The organism is Bullifex porci (assembly GCF_009695635.1).
Lineage (GTDB): Bacteria > Spirochaetota > Spirochaetia > Sphaerochaetales > Sphaerochaetaceae > Bullifex > Bullifex porci.
The window spans coordinates 147,611-167,126 of record NZ_VUNN01000001.1; the positions used below are offsets into that span (position 1 = coordinate 147,611).

Below are 19,516 nucleotides of genomic sequence, written 5' to 3' on the forward strand. Positions count from 1 at the left end.
CCTTATTCAGTTTTCATAGATTTAAATTGAAGTGCAGAGAATGCTGCTATTACAATTGCCAAAATAACACCCATTGCATTTGCATATCCATAGTTATAATAAGTGAATGCCTGCTCATATAAATAATACATTACTGTAGAAGTTGAATAGGAAGGGCCACCACTTGTAAGGAGTTGGATCAAGGCGAAGCACTGGAAGCTATTAATTGTTGTAATTACAACAATATAAAGAGTTGTTGGCATTATAGAAGGCCACTTAACTTGCCAGAAGGTTCTTAGTTTAGATGCTCCATCTACTTCAGCAGCTTCTGTAATTGATTTATCAACATTACCTAGAGCTGCAATATAAAGAACAATTGGTTGTCCTATACTTGTTGTAAATAGAATTGTTAATATACACCAAATAGCAGTGCTTTTTTCTCCTAACCAGTCAAAACGCATGTTCTGTGGCATAAAGTTTAAAGCTTTAAGAATATAATTTAAAATTCCATAATATGAATTAAAAATCCACTTCCATACTACAACAACAGGTACTGTACCCATTACTACAGGAAGGTAGAAAACACCTCTAAAGAAAGATGTTGTTCCCATACTTTTTTCATTTAGTGCAGATGCTACCCAAAGTGAGAAAATAGTAACTAAAGGTACTGATACAATTACTATTACTATGGTATTACGCATACTTCTCCAGAAAACCTTATCTGTAAAAAGTTGTAGATAGTTTTTCCCGAAGTTAAAATCAAATACACCCATTCGATAGTTAAAGAAACTTGTAAAAATTCCTATAACCATTGGTGCTAATACAAAACAGACAAAAAATACTGCCATTGGTAATAGAAATAAATAACTAACTCTATCTATTTGACGTTGTATAGCATGGCTAACACCCATAGTTTGTATCTTTTGCTTAGCCATTTTTACCTCCTTTTTTTGATTTTGGTAAAAAAAAACTTCCTGTCATCAATTTGACAGGAAGCTTGGATTAGTTACTATTATTTGTTAGCTTCTGTATCGAAGTCAGCAACTGCCTTAGCAACTGTCTTATCACCAGTTGAAACATACTGTAGCATGTTCCACCATTGAGTTCTCATTTGAGCGAACTTAGGACGAGTGTTGTAGTAAGGACCATAGTACTTTGTCCATGAAGCGAGGAGTGCATATTCTGCATCGTTACCATAGAGGTTGCCAAATGAAGCACGAGCAGGGAATGCTGCAGATGCTTTAACTGCATATGGACCCCAAGTTGGATCATCACAAACAAACTTTATGAATCTGATTGCTGCATCAGCTTTAGCTTGATCTTTGTTATCAAAAACACAGAAACCATTTGCGAGGTATTCAAGTTCAGGAACTCCATCCTCTGATGGGAATGGTACTGAGAACTGTGTATAAGAATCACTCTTATAGTTCTTAGCATTTGATGTTCCCCAACAAAGTGTTGAAGCGATCATTTCCTGCTGGTAAAGCTGGAGTTCGTCTGCAGCTGCAATACCACGACCAAAATCGATAGCACCATTTTTGTAAAGACCAACTAAGAGTTCAAGAGCCTTTTTGTTACCATCTGTATTAGCTGTCCACTTTCCATCCTTATAAATTGTTGATGAGTAAAGGTTATTAACTAATGCTCTAGTACCTTGGTCACCACCTTGGCCACCGCAATATACGTTACATCCGATGTAACCTGCTTTTCCTAAAGCTTCCATTGCTTTTGCCCAGTTTTCTGTAGTCCAAAGTCTATCACCTTCTGTATTAACATATTGCCAAGCACCAGCTTTTTCCCACATCTCTTTATTTATGCTCATCCAGAATGGAGCTGATGAAAGAGGATACATGTAGTAGTGGTTACCATCTGTACAAGCATTAGCAAGACCACCAATATCAGCTAAATAATCCTTTGTGAAAAGGCTATCAAGATTAACGAGTCTACCATTTGCTCCATATTCAATAATTCTACCCGGAGCATCAAAGAGAACATCAGGTGCTGCACCACCTTCAATAGCTGCTGTTAGCTTTTGAGGACCTGATGTAAAGTCGATTGTTTCGAGGTTTACTTTAACATCTGGATTTGCTGCTTCAAATGCCTCAATTAAAGCTTTCTCTGTTGCACCATTGTCAGCAAAGGTTGGGAATGCCCACCATGTGATAACAGTCTTTCCGTCACTTGAAGCTGCTTCTTTAGATCCCTGTGCAAAAAGCATTGAGAAAGAAACTAGCATTACTAATGCAAGCAGTAAAATCTTTTTCATAAAATCTCTCCTTTTGTTGATTTTTTCCTTTTTTATTTTACCTACTTGTATACTAGTTTGGTTTTTCTACTCCTGTCAACAAATATTTTTTATTTATTTTTTTATCAAGATTTTGAATCTTCTTTCAATCTATCTCTCTTCTTCCAAAGATGATTAATCATAAATGCAGTACCTTTAACGGCATCACCATACTTAAGATAGGTATAAATGAGAGCATGTTCCTCAATAGTTGAAATAATTTCATCTCTATTCATATTCTTGTAAATTAATGCAGTAGCACTATTTAGATGAAGTGTTTCATACATAGAAATTAAGATAGAATTGTTTGATAAATTAACAATTTCCTGATGAAAAGAAAAGTGTGCTTTACCATATCTTGTAAAGTCTGGACTATCTAATACTAAGCTTTCTTCCATTTCTACAAGATAAGTATTTAGCTTTGTAGTATCTGCCTTTTTCTCTGCTGCTAGACGAAAAGCTAATGCTTCTAAATAAGCTCTAATTTCTGTTATTTCGATATTTTCTTCATCAGAAAACATTTTTACATATGTACCAGAGTGAGCAATAATTTGAACAAGTGAGACTTGTTCTAGGCTCTTAAAGGCTTCTCTTACAGGAGTTCTTGAACAATTAAATTCTTGTGATATAAAATTTTCCGATAATTTATATCCAGCTGGATATTCTCCAGAAACGATTCTGTGAGTTAATGTATCTATAATAGTTTCTATTAAAGGATTATTTTTTTTCATTTACTTTACCAAAAGAAATATTATTATAGAAAAAACATGAATACAAGTTATAATTCCAATAAAAGGAGAGTAATTATGGATTTTCTTGAGGTTAAAAAAAATTTTAGTTATGAACTAACAGAAAAAGTACTTCCATTTTGGCTTAAACATGGAATGGATAGTGTAAATGGGGGAATTTATACATGTCTTGATCGAGATGGAACGCTATTGGATACAGATAAATCTGTATGGTTTCAAGGTAGGGCTCTTTGGACCTTTTGTGCCGCTTATGAAAAAATTGAAAAGAGAAAAGAATATCTTGATGCTGCAACAAGTTTGGTAAAGTTTATAGATTCTCACTGTTTTGATAGTGATGGAAGAATGTTCTTTAAAGTCACTGCCGATGGAAGACCTGTTGTAAAAAGGCTTAGATATTTCTTTAGTGAAACCTTTGCAATTATCGGTTATGCCGCATATTCACGTATCACAGGTGATTTATCATATCGTGATAAAGCATTTAAACTATTGGAGTTTGTTGAATACCTCAGAACAACAAAAGGTATCCTAATTCCAAAAGTAAATCCTGAAAATGAACCTTCCATCGCATTTGGTGGTCCAATGATTTTATTAAATGTTTTATCTGAGTTAAGACAGTCATTTCCGGAAAAAGAAGAGTGGTGTAACTCTTATATGGCAAAGCTTTTAACTGAGGTTGAAACCTACTTTGTAAGAGATGATTTAAAATGTGTCCTAGAAATAGTTGCTCCAGATGGAAGATTTTTAAAAGAGCATTATGATGGAAGAATTATAAATCCAGGTCATGCCATTGAAGGTGCTTGGTTTATCATGAATGAGGGCTTAATTAAAAATGATGATCATTTAATTAAGCTTGGATTAAAAATGCTCGATTGGCACTGGGAAAAGGGTTGGGATAAAGAGTATGGAGGAGGAATAATTCAATATAGAGATGCTCTTGATCTCCCATTAAGCGAATACCATCAAGATATGAAGTTCTGGTGGCCTCAATGTGAAGCAGCTATTGCTACATTAATGGCATATGGTATTACCAAAGATGAAAAGTATTTATCTTGGTTTAACGAAGTTAATAAATACATTGATGATAGATTTGTTGACAATGAATATGGAGAGTGGTATGGCTACTTCCATCGTGATGGAACATTAGCTACTAGAATTAAAGGTAATTTCTATAAAGGACCATTCCATATTCCAAGAATGTATATGAAGTGTATAGAGTTAATTGATTATTTTAATCTTTAAATAATTGGGGGCATTTGCCCCCAATGCTAAGTTAATACTTGATTTTAAATACTATTTTCCTGTTTTCCTTTCTGTAACCACTATCAAGACCAGGTTTATGTAATTCTCCAGGAAAAAAGATTGCAACATTACCAGTATCTAAGTATAATTTTGCAGATTCTTTTTCTATATACTTAAAAGAAATATCTTTAATTGATGGGTCTATTGTATTTAAATCCGCATCTGTATTAGACCAAAGACATACTTCAGAGCCTGAAAGCATTACTTGGACATCAATATACTTCTTATGAAATTCATACATCATATCGTTATTTTCTGATGAAGTGTATAAATTTACCATATAAAATACACTATCTCCAAATAATTCATATCTTCCTTCATCAAGAGATAATAGTTTACTTTGTTTAAGCTCACTACATACTAAATCAAGAAGTGGTATTTGAGGTATATAATTTGATAATTGGTCAATGGTTGTAATAATCATGCGGTTATACCCATTTGCTAATTGCATTATCAATTAGTTCAATAGCTTCTACTACAACACTTTCATCTTCAGGATAAAGTGGTGCAAGAGGAAGACGTACAGATCCTAAGTCTAAACCTTCACGGCGCTTTATAATTTCTTTCATTACAGCATAGAGATTACCTTTTGCTGAACACATCTTATAGATAATTCTATCAATATCTGTTTGAATATCACGAGCTTTTTCATTTTCACCATTATTAACAAATAAATCAGCTTTAATGAAAAGTTCACTCATAACAGCATAAGTACCTCCAATACCACCATCTGCACCAATTAATCGTCCTGAAACAAATTGCTCGTCAGGTCCATTGAAGACTGTAAACTCACTTCCACCATACATCTTAAACATTTGGATATCTTGGACTGGCATAGATGAGTTCTTAACACCCTGAACCATTGGGTTTTTAAGCATCTCATTAAACAAAGACATCGTTAAACTTACGCCTGCTAACTGAGGTATATTATAAATAATAAATGGTGTCTTTGGTGCAGCAGATGAAATATCATTCCAATACTTAGCAATAGCATGCTCTGGAAGTTTGAAATAAATAGGTGGAATAGAAGCAATAGCATCAACACCTAAACTTTCTGCGTGCTTAGCAAGTTCCATACTATCCTTAGTATTGTTACAAGCAACGTGTGCAATTACATATAATTTTCCTCTTGCTTCTTCCATTACATTTTCAAGTACTATTTTTCTTTCTTCTACACTTTGATAGATACATTCACCAGAAGAACCTCCGACATATAGTCCATGAACTCCTTTTTTAATTAGATGCTTTGTGAACTTTCTAACCATATCTGGATTGATTTCACCATTTTTGTCGTAACATGCATAAAAAGCCGGTGCAATTCCATGAAATTTACTCATAGTGTTCTCCTTTTTTCTTATCTGAGTTAATAAATCTTGCATACAAGTTTTTTAAATTATAATTCATCTTTCGAATTTGTAAATTTATTTCTTCTAGATTAAATTACTTTTTTAGTCATCCATTTGCCCTTAAGCCAGCGTGATGAGAACATAATACTTCTAAAGCACCAGTCTATAACCATTGAGATATTAACACCAAGTAAGCCAAGACCAAAGTATTTTCCAATAATATAAGAAAGTATTACTCTAAAGGACCACATACTTATCATAGAGATAGTCATTGTGAATCGAGCGTCCCCTGCAGCTCTTAAAAAGTTTGGTAGAGTAAATGATATTGGCCAAATAAGAACTGTACATATTAATAAGAAGCGGTTATTAATGATGCTTATTCTCATAGCTTCCTCTGAGAGATTATAAAGTGATGATAAGAATGGAGTAGTTACATAGAAGAAGGAGCAGGTAACTATAAACATTCCAAATACAAGTAGTAATAGGTTTCTTGCATAGTATTTAGCTGCGTCATAGCGTTTTGCTCCTACGCACTGTCCAATTACTGTTATTGATGCCATACCAATTACTGCACCTGGAAGATTTGCAAAACCACAGATATTGTTTACTACAGCATTAGCAGCAATAGAGGCTGTTCCAAAGGAAGCGATTAATGATTGAACTAAAACCTTACCAATGTGAAACATACTATTTTCTATTCCACTAGGAAGTCCTATTCTAAGAATTCTCTTAATCATTGAGGATGAGATTTCAAATTTAAAGAGAGAGTCTAAATGAATTGGTAGCTGCTTTTTTGAAATAGTAGTTAGCATTATTACTGCTCCTACTACTCTAGATGTGAGTGATGCGATACCAGCACCCATTGTGCCTAGCTTATAATAGTAAATAAGTAGAGCATTTCCTCCGATATTAATGATGTTCATTATAATAGAAACATTCATTGTTATCTTGCTCTTACCCATACTTCTACAAAGTGCGTTAGCACTATTAGTTAGAGCTAAGAAGGGATATGAGATAAGTATAAAAATAAAGTATTTTACTGCATGGTTCATTACATCATCTTCGATGTGTCCGAAGATAAGAGCTAATAGTCCTCGATTAAAGATTAATCCTATTGCAGTAATAATTATTGAAAATAGTGCAGTAATATAAACAAGCTGCTTAGCAGCCTTACATGCAGATTCCTTATCCTTTCTACCCATATATTGGCTTGCAACTACAGCACCTCCAGTTGCGAAGGCAGCAAAGAGCTGGATAAATAGTGTTGATAGTGAGTCAACGAGTGAAATACCACTTACAGCGCTTTCACCAACTGTTGCTACCATCATAGTATCTGCCATACCAATAGTAAGAGTTAATATTTGTTCTATTAAAAGAGGCACTATTAGTGCCTTTAAAAAGCCTTTATTAAATAGGCTTGAGGTATCGATTTTATTTTTCATTTTGCATACTTTAATACCATAGAAATAAAGTTTCAATTAGTGTTTTTGACTAAAAGCTTTTTGTATGAAATATCCATTAAAAACGCACCAAGTGGAGCTGTAATTAATATCGATAGCACTGCAATTGATAGCACTAATGAGCCACAGGATAGTCCCATCGCTAGAGGAATTCCTCCTATAGCAGCTTGTACAGTTGCTTTAGGTATGTATGCAAATATAGTAAATAATCTTTCCTTTTTATTAAGTGGTGTAAATAGTAGTGCTAACAGAACTCCTATTGATCTTATTAAGAGTGAAATAAATAGTAGAAGTATTGCAGAGTATCCTGCATTTAATGTGTATCTAATATCAACAGCGGCTCCAATTAGAGTAAATAGAAGAGCTTGAGCTCCAAGCCATAGACGACTATGGTCCTTAGCTATTTCATTAGTTATTTCTTTGCTACTTTTTAGCTTTATAGTTGCTGCCATAGCAACTACTGCAAGTAGAGATGAGAGTGGAAGATAAGCTTTTATTAATTCCTCTAACGCAGTAAGTGCAAATGCTAAAGCAAGCACTACTATTGTTCTTGCCTCAGAAGCCATACTATAGCTTTTAAATATCTTTGAGACTATTAAGCCAGTTAATATGCCAAGAGCTACTCCTGAAATAATAGAAATTGGAATAGAAGTAAAGGAGAGAAGATCTATAGCTCCACTTTGGTTTGCAGAAAGAAATGATGAAAATAATACTATTACAAAGATATCATCAAGTGAGGCTCCTGCTAATATCATTTCAGGAATACTCTTATCCTTTCCATACCCATTTTCTATTAGCTCTGTCATCTTTGGAATTACTACAGCAGGTGATACAGCTCCTAATACTGCTCCTAACAGAGCAGCTTCGAGCCTTGAGATATTAAATATAATAGGTGCAAAGATCGTAATTGCTATTACTTCAAAGGTAGCTGGTAAGAAGGAGAGTAGTAGTGCAGGTCTTGATGCTTTCTTTAATGATGAAAGCTCAAGTGTTAAGCCTGCTTTTATTAATATAATTATCAAAGCAATCTTTCTTAATTCAGCTGATATATTCAAAATAGCAGGTGAGAGCAGGTTTAATGCATATGGACCTATTACTATTCCTACTAATAGCATTCCAATGATTTTTGGAAGCTGTACTTTATGAAATAGCTCTCCTACAAGTAGTGATAATAAAAAAATTAGTGCTAATGATGAAATCATATTCACTCTCTTATGGCATATTTGTTTTGCCATCTACTCCCTGAAACTCTTATTGTATAAATTAATCCTCTAAAGGCCCAATCGGAATACATAGCATACCATACACCACTTACTCCAAGCTTTAGAACTCTAATAAAGAAAAATACTAGAGCAACTCTGAATATCCACATGCTAATAATTGAAACAGCCATTGTGAACTTCACATCTCCATTAGCATTTAAAGCATTTGGGACGATAAATGCAAATGGGATAAGGAAGGTACATGCGATGAGACAAACTCTACATATAGGAATTGCTTCTAATGTTGTTGCTTCATTTAGGGCGTATATTGAAACAACCTGAGGTGTAAAGATGTACATTGGAATTGCAAATAGCAATGTAATTATTATCGACCACAGAATAGACCATCTAACCCAATAGCGCTCCTCATCCTTTCTATTTGCTCCTGCAGACTGCCCAACTAGAGTGATTACTGCGAGTATAAATGCATTTTGAGGTATGTTGCAGTACCCATTAAAATTACAAACAATTGCATGAATTGCTAGAGAGGAAGTTCCTAGAGCTGCTATTTGAGCTTGAACTATTAGCTTTCCAACCTGAAAAAGAGCTCCATCTAAAGCAGATGGAATAGCTATTCTAGTAATGTTCTTTACGTGCTTAAGCTCTATTTTAGTTCTTAATATACCTCTTAGTGAGCACTCTTCATCTTTTCTCATCATCAACAAGAGCATTAATAGAGCACCTATAATTCTAGAGATTAATGATGAAATACCTGCACCTAGTGCGCCAAGACTAAATAGATGTATTAATATGTAGTTCCCACTAATATTGATTATGTTCATCAATAGCGATGATAAAAATATTCTTTTTGTTTTAGCTTCGCTTCTTGATATTGCAGTAGTTGAGTCAAAGAGCGCTAAAAATGGATATGATAGCGCGATAGGAATATAGTATAGAGCCGCATCATTAATTACACTGCTTTCGATATCACCTAGGACGAGACCTATTATTAAATCCTTTGCTATGAGCATTATTATAGTCATAGCGATAGAGATAAGGACTGTAATAGCTGTTAAATTCTTAGCAGCGATAGAAGCATTTTTAATATCTCTTCTTCCTATGTATTGACTTACAATAACAGCTCCTCCAGTTGAGAAGGCTGAAAATAGTGTGATAAATAAATATGAAATTAAATCTACAGAGGAAACAGCAGATACAGCACTCTCTGAGTAGGAGGAGACCATTATTGTATCGGCCATTCCAATTGCGATAGTTAAGAGCTGCTCTAAGCCCAAGGGCAGTAGTAGTGCAAAGAGCTGCTTAGTAGTAAATAGGTGACTATTACTACACCGGTCGTTACCCATATTAATATTCCTTATTTTATGCTTGAAATAAAATATCACAGATATGCTCTGTGATATAGTAGGCTTTAGTGAGTTAGTAGCCCTTCATCTGAGGTATATTCCTTTTTACTAAGGGATTTAAACCTCTCTATTAATATCGGTATCGTTAGATTTTTCTTTTCCTCTCCGCTAACATCCATTATGATATGACCTTCATCCATCATAATGAGCCTATTACCAAATTCAATAGCAAATTGCATATTATGTGTGACCATCATAGCAGTTAGCTTTTCTTTAGTAATGTATTGCTTAGTTAGCTCCATTACTATTCTTGCATTCTCAGGATCAAGTGCAGCTGTATGCTCATCAAGTAGAAGTAGCCTTGGCTTACTTAGACATGCCATAATAAGTGTTAGTGCCTGTCTTTGACCACCAGATAGAAGCCCAACGTTATCCTCTAAGCGATCACTGAGATGAATTGGCTTTAAGAGCTCTTCAAATTGAGCCTTCTTCTTATTGTTATATGAGAACTTTAACCCCTTCATACCCTTAGTTAAGGAAAGTGAAAGATTATCCTTTATAGACATATTTCCACTAGTGCCCTTTGTTGGGTCCTGGAAGATTCTTCCCATGTAGAAGGCTCTTTTATATTCCTTTTCCTTAGTAATATCCTTTGAATCGAGCTTAATTGTTCCACTTGTAACTGGGAAGGTTCCTGCGATCATATTGAAGAGAGTTGATTTACCACTACCATTTGAGCCAATTACAGAGATTACATCTCCCTCATTAACCTTAAGATTGATATCTTCTAGTGCAACCTTTTCGTTAACAGTTCCTGGAAAGAATACCTTAGTTACGTGATTAATCTCTAACATTAGTTATCCTCCTTAATTCTTAGTAGTGCCTTCTTTCTTGCATTTTCTTCAGATGCTCTCTGTCTTGTGGATGCAATTACTAAGGAAATAATTACTAATAGACCTGTTAAAAGCTTAAAGTCATTTGGTGTAATTCCTACATAGTGTCCATACTTTCTTCCAAAGTACATCAAGGCTTTATAAATTATTGAGCCAAGTATTACTCTAAGTGTGATAAGACTAATCTTATTTGTATTAAAGATAAATTCTCCAAGCATTATAGCTGCTAAGCCCTGGACAACCATACCTGTTCCAAGGGAGGTGTCTGCGAAGCCCTGGTATTGAGCAAGTAGGGCACCTGATAGTGCAATAAGTCCATTTGAAAGTCCAATGCCAACATACTTTAAGGTAGAAGGTGACATTCCTAAGCTTATTACAACCTGTTCATTACCACCCATTGCACCAAGTGAAATTCCTAAGTCTGAGTGGAAAAATAAATCGAGGATTATTTTTAATACAATAATTAATATAAGTGTTCCAATTAATGATGCGACCTCTGGTGATAAAAAGCTCATCATCTTAGGCCAAACCTTATATAGTGTGTCAACCTTAATTAGTGGTAGGTTTGCTTTATTACCTAATATTCTTAAGTTTATTGAATAAAGCATAGTCATTGTCAAAATACCAGCGAGCAAGCCTGGTATTCTTAGGTGGTTATGTATTGCGGCAGTACAAAGGCCACAAAGTACTCCTGCTAAAAAGGCAAATAGCATTGCAACAGGAATAGCTACTCCATTTACTATCATGATTGCTGCTACTGCAGCACCTGTAGAAACAGAACCGTCGCATGTTAAATCAGCTAAGTTTAGTAATCTAAAGCTTATTAGAATACCAAGGGCCATGATACTAAATATCAAGCCTTCAATAAAAATACCTTCAATCATTCTTTCCTCAATTAACAAAAATGAACGGGGTTGTGCCCCGTTTCATTTTTATAACACTTTACAGTTTATTTAATGTTTTTTCCATCCTTAATTAAGTAAGCTGCATTAGCTTTCATATCTTCAGGAATTGTAATGCCAAGCTTATCAGCTACATCAAGATTGATATAGAGCTCTAGGCTTGCTTCATCAAGAAGTGTCATACCTATTTCAGTTGGCTTTGTACCCTTGATAACCTTCTCAATTAGCTGACCAGTTAAGAGACCACTCTTGTAGTAATCAAAGCCACCAGCTAAGAGTACATCTGTATCAAAGGAAGAGGTTGTATCTGCTGAGAATAGTGGCACCTTAGCTGCGATACATACATCTGAAAGAGCTGTGATAGCACTGATTACTGTGTTATCTGTTGCAACATACATTGCATCAACTCTATCAATAATTGACTGTGCTGCAACTCTTACCTCTGCAGAGTTAGCTACTGCAACTGTGATAAGCTTAACTCCAGCTGCTTCAGCTGCTGCCTTCATAGCCTCCATTAGTGAGATACCGTTAGCCTCTGATGAGGTATAAACCATACCAACTGTTTTAGCACCAGTTAATTTCTCGATAAGCTCTAGGTGAGTTGCTACAGGAACCATATCAGAAACACCACAAACAAGGTCATTACCTGTTAAGCCTGCACTTACTGGATCTGTAACTGATGAATATACTTGAAGAGTATTAGGAAGTGCATTGAAGATTGCTTGAGCTGTTGGAGTTGCAATACCAACTGCTACATCTACCTTTTCTTCCTTGAAGAGAGCTGCGATAGAAGCACAAGTTGAGATATCACCATTTGCATTTTCTTCCTTAATTTCATAAGGAATATCTGTTGTTGCCATGTAATCTGAAATACCCTGTGCAATAGCATCTAGTGCTGGGTGTGTTAGTAGCTTTGATACACCAATTTTATATGTTTTAGGTCCTGTTTCTTCCTTTGCACCTGAAGCAAAGATAGTTGAGACTGTTAAAAGAATTAATAAAGCAATAGTAAGTAGTTTTTTCATTTTTTGTCCTCCGATGTATGTTACTATACGAAGAAACATAAAAAATGTAAAGATACTATTTACAGAAACATTGGATATTTTTATAAATAATTTTTAAAAATTATGATAACTATATTTTACATAAGAAAATAAAAAAGATAAAAAATTTTTAAGGAGCAACTAAATTGTTGCTCCCGAGTCGAATTATTCAAAATCGAATGCTTCATCATCCTCATCTTCATAGAGAGAATCCTCGTCATCCTCTTCATCATCGTCGAAGGAAAAACCATCAGAGAATTCATCCTCGTCATCATCATCCTCAAAATCCTCTTCGCCATCCTCATCCCATGAAATAAAGTCATTTCCATATTCCTTATCATCATAGGTTTCATCTTCTTCATTATAGCTATCGGAGAAATATCTTTCCTCCTCAAGATCTAAATCTTCATCGTCAAAACGTTTCTTCATAAGCCCTCCAACATATATCCTAATTTATATAAGTATTTTGTACCACATTATTCGTCAAGAGAAATGTTAAAACATTTGAATCGTAATGCAAAAAATAGTAGTATTAGCGCATGGTAAGATATATAGCACTTCCAATGGGTGAAGCTAGTGGCGTTGGACCTGAGATGATAATTAAAGCACTTCAGGTAGTAGACCATAAGGTTTATGGCGGTATAATTGTCGTAGGCGATTTAAATCTATTTAAAAAGGTTGCACGTGATATTGAATTACCTCTACCTTTTACTGCCTATGTATCTTCTGATGAGGATTTAGCTAGTAGGCAAAAGGAGGGTGAGAATCATATCTTTTATGATCTACAGCTAATCGATATGGATTTATTTAAGTATGGAGTTATTTCTGAAAATACAGGAAGAGCTACATATGCTTGTACAGCAAAGGCTGTACAGCTAATCCAAGATTCCTTTGCTTGCTCCCTAGTTACAGTTCCACTTGATGCTAGAGCTATTACAATGGCTGGCATAAAGGAAAATAGATACCAAACTATGCTACCAGAATTCTGCTCTTCTGCTAGAGGACTTAACATGCTAGACTCCTCTGGTGTTAAGATATTTTCACATACACACCATGTTCCATTAAGAAAGGCCTTAGAGGATATTACCTTTGAAAAAATATTAGATACTATTATTCATGTTGATTCATTAACAACTAATGAAAGAGTATTTGATGTTGAAAAGCCTTTAGCTATTGCATCTGTAAATCCACACCATGCAGATAGTCTCTCCTATGATGATGAGGAGAGGGAGGTTTTAATCCCTGCAATAGAGGCAGCTCGAGCAATTGGAGTAAATATTGTTGGCCCAGTTAGTGGGGACCATCTTATGCATAGAGCCAAGAAGGGACTATATAGAGCTGTAATTGCTTTATTCCATGACCAAGCTCATATCGCAGCAATGTCATTTGATTTCGAGCATACTGTAACCATTACCTGGGGTCTTCCATTTTTAGTTGTAGGTGTTGATAGAGGTGCAATGCTTGAAAGAGCTGGAAAGAATATGATGCAGCCATATAATCTTATCCAGGCTTTAAAAATTTCATATGAATATTTATTAGTAGGAGTAAATAGTTGAAAAATAAAATTTTAATTTATTTAGTTTTAGTGTTAACAATCTTATTAGCTGTTTCCTGTGCTTCAGGTATTAGTATTTACTATAACGTGCCAGCAGAGATTAATATGGGACCATATAGAAATATAGCAGTTAGCTCAACTGTCCCATTTAAGGGAATGGCTAATCCACCATTTTTTGTTAGAGCAATTGATTTAGATGCCTTATGGGATACCTTAATAACCTCATCCTATGATGTTTCTATTAATAATAAGGTAGCTAATTATGCGACAACTAAATTAGTAAATACACTTGAGAAATCTGGTTTCTATAATGTTACAGGACCTGAAAAGACAGATGTTATTTTAAATGCATCTGTATTAGGTGTATCCTCAACAGAGGCTTTAGCTAAGAATAATATAGATGCTGTAATTATTCCAAAAATTACAAGCTTAACAATTAACGAATTTATTCAAAGCAGAAAGATTACAGAAAATGATTATAACAAGAAAGATAAGGATGGTAACCCAACCAAGGTAACTAAGATTCACTACTATCTTTATCAGAATGTTGATTTAGGCTTTTCATACACAATAATTGATGCAAAAACTCAAGCAGTTATTGCTGTAAAGAATTTTAACTCAAGTGATTCTAGAAGCTATGAGGTTGATAAATATGGCTTCCTAGCCCCAGATCCATATTACATGATTCAAACCATGATTGATTCCTATCAATATTACATTACTAAGCAGCTAGTACCTACTACTGCAAGAAAGAATGTTTCCTTGATGGCTAATAAGCCAAAGATTAATTCTTTAGAAGCAGCATATGATGCAGCAAAGAATGGTTATACAGATAGAGCCGCTGAGCTATTTTATAAGGAATATGAAGCATCTGGTCATTTACCAAGTGGATATAATGCGGCACTATTAATTGCAGCAACTGGTAATTTAGATAAATCTATTGAGCTACTAAGAGAGCTTAGCAGAAAATATACAAGTAATGATGTTGAAAAGCTGCTATCAAACTTATTAGTAATGAAGCAAAAGAATGATGAAGCTATGGAACAAATTGCTGGAAAGGTAAGTATTGATTACCAAAATAATACTCAAGATATATATCAAGTAATTATGGGTAATTAAAATGAAAAAGATAATTTTCAAAAATGATGATATTAAGTCATTAGTCGAAGGGAAGAAATGTGCAAGGCTTAGCTTTGGATTAAGTGATATAGTATTAGAGGGAGTTTTAACAAAGCATTTTTCTCCAGCAGATACTAAGAAGGGCTTTGAGATGCTTAAAAGATATATATCCTCAAGCTCCTTTGAGGTTATAGTCTTAGATGACTTTGGCCATTCCTTAGCTTCCTCTAGCTATAAGGACGATATAATCATTTGGCTAAATGATCATCAGTGCAATGATGATTTCCCACTTTTGATTATAACAGGTGGGGGACAGGAAGAATTACCTAACTTAATAGCAGATTATACCTAAAAAAGTTTAGGATAAATGGTATTAATTTTTCTTAATAATGTCCTAATAAATTTATAAATATCAAAAAATGAGGGTAAATTGGTAGTTTTTACCCTCGTTTTTTTTATTAGTTTATAGTTTTTAAGGCCATAAAATAAAGAAAAACTGGTTTTTTCCTTTTTTCTTGAAAGTTAAAAACTAATTAAATACAATTTTCAAAGACAATAATTTTTTAATAGTAGTTTTAAATTGAGGAGCAGCTGCTCTAACAAATAAGGAGATATCATATGTTGCTGAACATGACTATTGCGAACTTTAAGTCCGTAAAGTCCCCTCAGACGATAAGCTTTGAAGCAATTAAGGATAATCGTTTGAGTGAGAGTAAGGTTGTTAAGATTAACGAAAAGCTTAAAGCTATCAAAACTAGCGCAATTATTGGACCTAACGGTGCAGGCAAAAGCTCATTTGTTAGAGCTTTGGAGGTTCTTAATCGTGTAGTAACTGCCGATGAAGAAAATGAAAATCCTCTAGCTGGAGCTCTTACGGGAACTGTATTTGCTTATGGCGTTGATAAAACAACACCTGCAACTATTTCTATTGATGTACTTTTGGAAAATGGTGATGGTAGTGATGAGAATCCTACTGTAATTGCTAGATATACCTTAGCAGCTAGTAAGGATAGAGTATTTGAGGAATCTCTATATCATATCTTCAATACATCTAAAAAGCTCATGTTTGAAAGAAAGTATGATGAGAGTGATAACACATATTCTTATCGCTATGGAAAGATGTATAGAGGTGAAAAGAAGCGTCTTGCAGCTAGAATTCCAGATTCAGCAGCTTTCCTTGGCTGGGCCGCAAAGAAGGGTGGTGAAACCTGCTCTCAGCTTTATTCTTGGTTTACTAATAGTCTTCACATATTGCCAATGGGTGTTAGTGCAGCTACTGAAAGCTATATCGCTCGTATGCTAACCCTCCATCCATCTTGGAAGGAGCAGCTTACAAACTTCTTCTGGGCAGTAGATATTACAGATATTAGAAGAGTTAATGTAAGAGATGATGGCAAGGTTGCATTTACTCACGTTTATATTAATGATAAAAAGGCAGATGGATATGCAAATCTATTCTCTCTTGAGAGCCTTTCCTTAAGACGTTTAACTTTACTCGCTGTAGCATTCTTTGAGTGCTTTACTTCTCGTAAGACTTTAGTTATTGATGATTTTGGAATGCTTCTACATCCAGATGTTCTATGTCATCTTGTTGAGATTTTTGAAAGCTGTAATAAAGAAAGCCAAATGCTAGTTGTAGACTGTAATCCATCCTTATTAAAGGAAGGTTTATTAAGACGCGATGGTATTTGGTTTGCTCAAAAGGATCATGAATCTAGTACAACATATTTCTCACTTTCTGATTTCAAGGTTTCAAGAGGAAAGGTACAAACTAGAGAAAAGTATCTACAGGGTGCTTTTGGTGCACTACCTATCACAAGTGAGTTCTACTTTGTTGATTCAAAAGAGGAGGATAAGTAATGGCTACTAGAAAGAGAAGATCAACACCTTCAATGGGAACACTTTTACTTGTCACTGCTACTGAGGCAGAAGCAATTTACTTCTCTCAAATGAGAAAGGATTGTAGATATGCAAATCTTACTGTAATGCATAGTGGTGCAAAGACCCTAGCTGAGCACATTAGCTTTACTTCTAAAGCAAAGTTTAAGAATCGATTTGATGCAGCATTTGCTCTCTTTGGTTTTGATGATGTTAATACTAATGTAGAGGAGGTTAAAAAGGCTGAGGAGGATTGTAAGAGTAAGAAGATTGGCCTTTGCTATTTTAATCCATCCTTCCACCTTTGGGTTTATCTACACCTTGCAAAGCCAAACTCATTTATTATTTCTTCAGATGCTATGGCAAATGCTATTGCCTCTAAAATTGAAGGCTATGAAATAAGTAGTGAGTATTTAATGACAAAGGGCCTTAACCTTCATATGCAGCTCTTCCCACGTCATGCTCAAGCAGATATTAATGCTAGAGATTACAATGTTATTGCTATGAGAGCCACAGGCTTAAAGGCAACTACTATGCCTGAATTAAATCAAAAGATAACAGAAATCTGTGGACAAGCAGATATGTCCCACAACACAAAAATATTTAAATAATTTTATTTGGGCCCATTTCCTTGGGCCCTTATTAGGTAGGTTAAATGACTTCGACATCAATACATCTTTTATTAACTATCATAGCTTTATCCATAGTATGTATGGATTTAGCATTAGCTATAGTCTATAGCTGGTTTAAGAAAGTACCTTGGACAAAGATTTATATAGTTTTTGTTGCAAGTCTTTTAGGATGTATTGGTATGCAGATGCTAGTATATTGGTCAGATATATCCTTTAATGGACTTACTAGCTTTGTTTTAATGACAATTTGGCGCTCTATCTTAGTCGCAGATGGTGCCTTTTTATTAACCTTTATACCTTATTTCACAACGTGGATTATAGCTCACCCATGGAGAAATCCATATAAATCGATATTCTTCTCATGCTCCGCTATATACCTCGTTGTAGGCATAATATCAATTGTCCAGCCATATAATATGATGATTGATGTTATTGAATTTATCTTAGGTGGCTTTGTACTCTTTTTCTGTCTATTTGTACTACTTAAAAACTATAAGGGAATAGAAAATAGATGGGTTAGGCTAATTTCTAGAACAATTATTATTGCAGGCTTAATTATGATTCCAATCTCTCTATTTGGAATATTTTTTAAAATAGTTAGAGAATCATTGTCTTCAATAATATATTTATGCTTTGGAATTATTATGCTTGTCTTCCTATTTATCGCAAATAGAAAGCACTTTGTTGAAATGAAGAGTGAGCCTGAAAAGCCAAGCATTGATGATTTTTTTGAGCATTATCACATTACAGATAGAGAGGCTGAAATAATTAAGCTAATTAAGCAGGGTAAGACTGCTAAAGAGATAGCAGCTGATTTAGATATCAGTGTTAATACTGTAAATAACCACATTGCTAATATATATTCAAAGACAGAGGTAAGGAGCCGAATCGATTTATTAAATTTATTCCAGGAGGGATGGTGATGGATTTTAATACTCCAGCTTGTTGGTATGAAGGAGTCTATAGAGATAAAGCAAGAGTCGTAAGTGCAGCAAGACCCTTTATGATTTGTAATAATAATAGCTCTGCAGTTTTATTAATCCATGGCTACGCAGGTTATCCTGGTGAATTAGTTCGTCCAGCAATAGATATTGCAAAGTTTGGCTTTGATGTTTATTGTCCACGCTTACCTGGAATGGGAAGTAGTGGAAAGGATTTTTTATCATCTACTAGAGAGGATTGGATTAAGACTATAGATAACGTACTCTCTTATTTAGATAAAAAATATAAGAGTATTTCTATTGTCTCTCACTCTATGGGAACGTTACTTGCTCTAATTGCTACTAAAAAGCATTCTATTGATAAAATTGTATTAGCAGCTCCTGCATTTAGTATGCCTCAATTGAAGAGCTATCAAATGAGACTAATATCAATTTTTAAGAAGGATATAAAAATAGATTGGAAGCCAGATAATAGATATAAGCTTTACTATGAAAATGCTCCTTGTGATGATCTTGAGCTAGGTAAAGAGTATTGGTCTCATCTATATCCAAAAAGATTATTAGATTTACTTGAATTAAAAAAAGAAGCTTTAAAGCTAGATAGCTTTAGCTCTAAGGTGCTTATAATAAAATGTGGAAGGGATGTAGTAACAAGCCCAAATGGGTGTGATGATTACATACATTCCCACAATGTTAATGCGTCTATAGAGTATATAGAAAATGCAACTCATTTTGTTTATTACGATATTGATAAGGAGGCAGAGGAAAGAGCTGTAAAGGCTACAGTTGAATTCCTTGCTAGATGACCTGCTTCTAAGGTTGTATCTTTTTATCAAAGATAATATTATAAAAACCGAAAATTTTTTTAAT

20 protein-coding genes are annotated in these 19,516 nt (G+C 34.5%); 8 read left to right on the forward strand and 12 right to left on the reverse strand.

Annotated elements, in window-relative coordinates; translation table 11 throughout:
• Nucleotides 1-2: 2 nt before the first annotated feature.
• From FYJ80_RS00675 to FYJ80_RS00685, 3 genes are all read right to left on the reverse strand, one after another.
• Nucleotides 3-914: a carbohydrate ABC transporter permease gene (locus FYJ80_RS00675; protein WP_154424202.1), complete on the reverse strand. Its 912-nt coding sequence runs from the start codon at nucleotides 912-914 to the stop codon at nucleotides 3-5.
• Nucleotides 915-991: 77 nt separating this feature from the next.
• Entirely contained in the window at nucleotides 992-2,245 is a 1,254-nt protein-coding gene (locus FYJ80_RS00680) for an ABC transporter substrate-binding protein (protein ID WP_154424203.1), read from the reverse strand.
• A 104-nt stretch (nucleotides 2,246-2,349) separates the two neighbouring features.
• Nucleotides 2,350-2,994: a GntR family transcriptional regulator gene (locus FYJ80_RS00685; RefSeq protein ID WP_154424204.1), complete on the reverse strand. Its 645-nt coding sequence runs from the start codon at nucleotides 2,992-2,994 to the stop codon at nucleotides 2,350-2,352.
• A 75-nt stretch (nucleotides 2,995-3,069) separates the two neighbouring features.
• Here FYJ80_RS00685 and FYJ80_RS00690 point away from each other — a divergent pair, with 75 nt between their 5' ends.
• Nucleotides 3,070-4,251: an AGE family epimerase/isomerase gene (locus FYJ80_RS00690; protein ID WP_206360886.1), complete on the forward strand. Its 1,182-nt coding sequence runs from the start codon at nucleotides 3,070-3,072 to the stop codon at nucleotides 4,249-4,251.
• A gap of 31 nt (nucleotides 4,252-4,282) precedes the next feature.
• Here FYJ80_RS00690 and FYJ80_RS00695 read toward each other — a convergent pair whose 3' ends face one another.
• The 9 genes from FYJ80_RS00695 to FYJ80_RS00735 form a co-directional block, all read right to left on the reverse strand.
• Nucleotides 4,283-4,735 carry a YhcH/YjgK/YiaL family protein gene (locus FYJ80_RS00695; RefSeq protein ID WP_206360887.1) on the reverse strand — a complete coding sequence of 151 codons (453 nt, stop codon included), beginning with the start codon at nucleotides 4,733-4,735 and terminating at the stop codon, nucleotides 4,283-4,285.
• Nucleotides 4,736-4,739: 4 nt separating this feature from the next.
• Nucleotides 4,740-5,648, reverse strand: coding sequence for a dihydrodipicolinate synthase family protein (locus FYJ80_RS00700; RefSeq protein ID WP_154424207.1), 909 nt, complete (start codon nucleotides 5,646-5,648; stop codon nucleotides 4,740-4,742).
• Nucleotides 5,649-5,746: 98 nt separating this feature from the next.
• A complete protein-coding gene (locus tag FYJ80_RS00705) occupies nucleotides 5,747-7,099 on the reverse strand; it encodes an MATE family efflux transporter (RefSeq protein WP_154424208.1) in 1,353 nt (450 codons plus the stop codon).
• A 32-nt stretch (nucleotides 7,100-7,131) separates the two neighbouring features.
• Nucleotides 7,132-8,352 carry a cation:proton antiporter domain-containing protein gene (locus FYJ80_RS00710; RefSeq protein WP_235899557.1) on the reverse strand — a complete coding sequence of 407 codons (1,221 nt, stop codon included), beginning with the start codon at nucleotides 8,350-8,352 and terminating at the stop codon, nucleotides 7,132-7,134.
• The gene (locus FYJ80_RS00715) at nucleotides 8,322-9,683 is read right to left on the reverse strand and encodes an MATE family efflux transporter (protein WP_154424209.1); all 1,362 of its coding nucleotides are present in this window, start codon (nucleotides 9,681-9,683) and stop codon (nucleotides 8,322-8,324) included. The genes FYJ80_RS00710 and FYJ80_RS00715 overlap by 31 nt, the downstream gene beginning before the upstream one ends.
• 65 nt (nucleotides 9,684-9,748) lie before the next feature.
• On the reverse strand, nucleotides 9,749-10,537 hold the full coding sequence (locus tag FYJ80_RS00720) for an ABC transporter ATP-binding protein (RefSeq protein WP_154424210.1): 789 nt from the start codon (nucleotides 10,535-10,537) through the stop codon (nucleotides 9,749-9,751).
• Entirely contained in the window at nucleotides 10,537-11,460 is a 924-nt protein-coding gene (locus FYJ80_RS00725; RefSeq protein WP_154424211.1) for an ABC transporter permease, read from the reverse strand. Before FYJ80_RS00725 ends, FYJ80_RS00720 begins: the two co-directional genes overlap by 1 nt.
• Nucleotides 11,461-11,525: 65 nt before the next feature.
• The gene (locus tag FYJ80_RS00730; RefSeq protein WP_154424212.1) at nucleotides 11,526-12,503 is read right to left on the reverse strand and encodes an ABC transporter substrate-binding protein; all 978 of its coding nucleotides are present in this window, start codon (nucleotides 12,501-12,503) and stop codon (nucleotides 11,526-11,528) included.
• Between the two features lie 183 nt (nucleotides 12,504-12,686).
• A complete protein-coding gene (locus tag FYJ80_RS00735; RefSeq protein WP_154424213.1) occupies nucleotides 12,687-12,950 on the reverse strand; it encodes a hypothetical protein in 264 nt (87 codons plus the stop codon).
• A gap of 110 nt (nucleotides 12,951-13,060) precedes the next feature.
• On the opposite strand from FYJ80_RS00735, the gene FYJ80_RS00740 reads away from it, so the two are divergent.
• From FYJ80_RS00740 to FYJ80_RS00770, 7 genes are all read left to right on the forward strand, one after another.
• Nucleotides 13,061-14,077 (forward strand): 4-hydroxythreonine-4-phosphate dehydrogenase PdxA, encoded by a 1,017-nt coding sequence (locus FYJ80_RS00740; protein ID WP_154424214.1) that lies wholly within the window; start codon nucleotides 13,061-13,063, stop codon nucleotides 14,075-14,077.
• Nucleotides 14,074-15,195 (forward strand): hypothetical protein, encoded by a 1,122-nt coding sequence (locus tag FYJ80_RS00745; RefSeq protein ID WP_154424215.1) that lies wholly within the window; start codon nucleotides 14,074-14,076, stop codon nucleotides 15,193-15,195. Before FYJ80_RS00740 ends, FYJ80_RS00745 begins: the two co-directional genes overlap by 4 nt.
• Nucleotide 15,196: 1 nt before the next feature.
• Complete coding sequence (locus tag FYJ80_RS00750; protein WP_154424216.1) at nucleotides 15,197-15,547, forward strand: hypothetical protein; 351 nt, start codon at nucleotides 15,197-15,199, stop codon at nucleotides 15,545-15,547.
• Nucleotides 15,548-15,813: 266 nt separating this feature from the next.
• Nucleotides 15,814-17,055, forward strand: a complete 1,242-nt coding sequence (locus FYJ80_RS00755) for an AAA family ATPase (RefSeq protein ID WP_154424217.1) — start codon at nucleotides 15,814-15,816, stop codon at nucleotides 17,053-17,055.
• Nucleotides 17,055-17,684, forward strand: coding sequence for an RloB domain-containing protein (locus tag FYJ80_RS00760; RefSeq protein WP_154424218.1), 630 nt, complete (start codon nucleotides 17,055-17,057; stop codon nucleotides 17,682-17,684). The genes FYJ80_RS00755 and FYJ80_RS00760 overlap by 1 nt, the downstream gene beginning before the upstream one ends.
• A gap of 44 nt (nucleotides 17,685-17,728) precedes the next feature.
• Nucleotides 17,729-18,628 carry a helix-turn-helix transcriptional regulator gene (locus FYJ80_RS00765; protein ID WP_154424219.1) on the forward strand — a complete coding sequence of 300 codons (900 nt, stop codon included), beginning with the start codon at nucleotides 17,729-17,731 and terminating at the stop codon, nucleotides 18,626-18,628.
• Nucleotides 18,628-19,452, forward strand: a complete 825-nt coding sequence (locus FYJ80_RS00770) for an alpha/beta hydrolase (RefSeq protein WP_206360889.1) — start codon at nucleotides 18,628-18,630, stop codon at nucleotides 19,450-19,452. The genes FYJ80_RS00765 and FYJ80_RS00770 overlap by 1 nt, the downstream gene beginning before the upstream one ends.
• Nucleotides 19,453-19,516 lie beyond the last annotated feature (64 nt).

Excerpts from the sequence above, each read along its gene's own strand:
- FYJ80_RS00675 (WP_154424202.1), bottom strand. The coding sequence starts at position 914 with ATGGCTAAGCAAAAGATACAAACTATGGGTGTTAGCCATGCTATACAA.
- FYJ80_RS00680 (WP_154424203.1), bottom strand. The coding sequence starts at position 2,245 with ATGAAAAAGATTTTACTGCTTGCATTAGTAATGCTAGTTTCTTTCTCA.
- FYJ80_RS00685 (WP_154424204.1), bottom strand. The coding sequence starts at position 2,994 with ATGAAAAAAAATAATCCTTTAATAGAAACTATTATAGATACATTAACT.
- FYJ80_RS00690 (WP_206360886.1), top strand. The coding sequence starts at position 3,070 with ATGGATTTTCTTGAGGTTAAAAAAAATTTTAGTTATGAACTAACAGAA.
- FYJ80_RS00695 (WP_206360887.1), bottom strand. The coding sequence starts at position 4,735 with ATGATTATTACAACCATTGACCAATTATCAAATTATATACCTCAAATA.
- FYJ80_RS00700 (WP_154424207.1), bottom strand. The coding sequence starts at position 5,648 with ATGAGTAAATTTCATGGAATTGCACCGGCTTTTTATGCATGTTACGAC.
- FYJ80_RS00705 (WP_154424208.1), bottom strand. The coding sequence starts at position 7,099 with ATGAAAAATAAAATCGATACCTCAAGCCTATTTAATAAAGGCTTTTTA.
- FYJ80_RS00710 (WP_235899557.1), bottom strand. The coding sequence starts at position 8,352 with ATGGCAAAACAAATATGCCATAAGAGAGTGAATATGATTTCATCATTA.
- FYJ80_RS00715 (WP_154424209.1), bottom strand. The coding sequence starts at position 9,683 with ATGGGTAACGACCGGTGTAGTAATAGTCACCTATTTACTACTAAGCAG.
- FYJ80_RS00720 (WP_154424210.1), bottom strand. The coding sequence starts at position 10,537 with ATGTTAGAGATTAATCACGTAACTAAGGTATTCTTTCCAGGAACTGTT.
- FYJ80_RS00725 (WP_154424211.1), bottom strand. The coding sequence starts at position 11,460 with ATGATTGAAGGTATTTTTATTGAAGGCTTGATATTTAGTATCATGGCC.
- FYJ80_RS00730 (WP_154424212.1), bottom strand. The coding sequence starts at position 12,503 with ATGAAAAAACTACTTACTATTGCTTTATTAATTCTTTTAACAGTCTCA.
- FYJ80_RS00735 (WP_154424213.1), bottom strand. The coding sequence starts at position 12,950 with ATGAAGAAACGTTTTGACGATGAAGATTTAGATCTTGAGGAGGAAAGA.
- FYJ80_RS00740 (WP_154424214.1), top strand. The coding sequence starts at position 13,061 with ATGGTAAGATATATAGCACTTCCAATGGGTGAAGCTAGTGGCGTTGGA.
- FYJ80_RS00750 (WP_154424216.1), top strand. The coding sequence starts at position 15,197 with ATGAAAAAGATAATTTTCAAAAATGATGATATTAAGTCATTAGTCGAA.
- FYJ80_RS00755 (WP_154424217.1), top strand. The coding sequence starts at position 15,814 with ATGTTGCTGAACATGACTATTGCGAACTTTAAGTCCGTAAAGTCCCCT.
- FYJ80_RS00760 (WP_154424218.1), top strand. The coding sequence starts at position 17,055 with ATGGCTACTAGAAAGAGAAGATCAACACCTTCAATGGGAACACTTTTA.
- FYJ80_RS00765 (WP_154424219.1), top strand. The coding sequence starts at position 17,729 with ATGACTTCGACATCAATACATCTTTTATTAACTATCATAGCTTTATCC.
- FYJ80_RS00770 (WP_206360889.1), top strand. The coding sequence starts at position 18,628 with ATGGATTTTAATACTCCAGCTTGTTGGTATGAAGGAGTCTATAGAGAT.